Source organism: Tamlana crocina, from assembly GCF_012037625.1.
Genome location: NZ_JAAVJS010000118.1, coordinates 1 through 551, shown reverse-complemented (window position 1 = coordinate 551; position 551 = coordinate 1). Strand labels below are relative to the sequence as shown.

Sequence of the window (551 nt, the reverse complement as noted above, 5' to 3'; positions counted from 1 at the left end):
ATGGTGAAAATTCCAATGACATATCCCAAAATCATTGCTCCCAGTGTGAAACTGGCGAAGAATTTGGCCTCATCTAAAGGAATGCCATGGGATTCATTAGCATAATTAATAATTGTATCTCCCGCAATCACCTCCACTCCAACATAAAGGAATAAGGCTAAGGTTCCCAGGAAGATATGAGGGAACTGAAAAATACTCTTTTTGGAGAGATTGGTTTTTGCCAGTTCTTCATCTTCAGCATCGGCGTCAACTTCAGGTAAAGAAGAAAAATAAATCCAAATGCCTAGCAGGATCAAAATCCCCATCATTACCAGGTAAGGATTGATCACCCTTTCGGCCAGTTCATCAAGGGCAGCAGCCTTTTCGGCACCACTTAAAGCTTCCACAGTTTCCAATAAATTATCTCCGGAAGTAAAAAGAATAGCTCCCAAAACAATCGGCGCCAACACTCCGGCTACTTTATTACAGATTCCCATAATGCTTATTCGCTTCGCAGCACTTTCCGCAGGACCTAACACCACTACATATGGATTTGCCGCGGTTTGCAATAA

1 pseudogene is annotated in these 551 nt (G+C 42.3%); it reads right to left on the bottom strand.

Annotated features, from left to right (window positions below):
* Positions 1-551: pseudogene (locus HC176_RS15895) on the bottom strand (sugar MFS transporter); the annotation flags it as partial.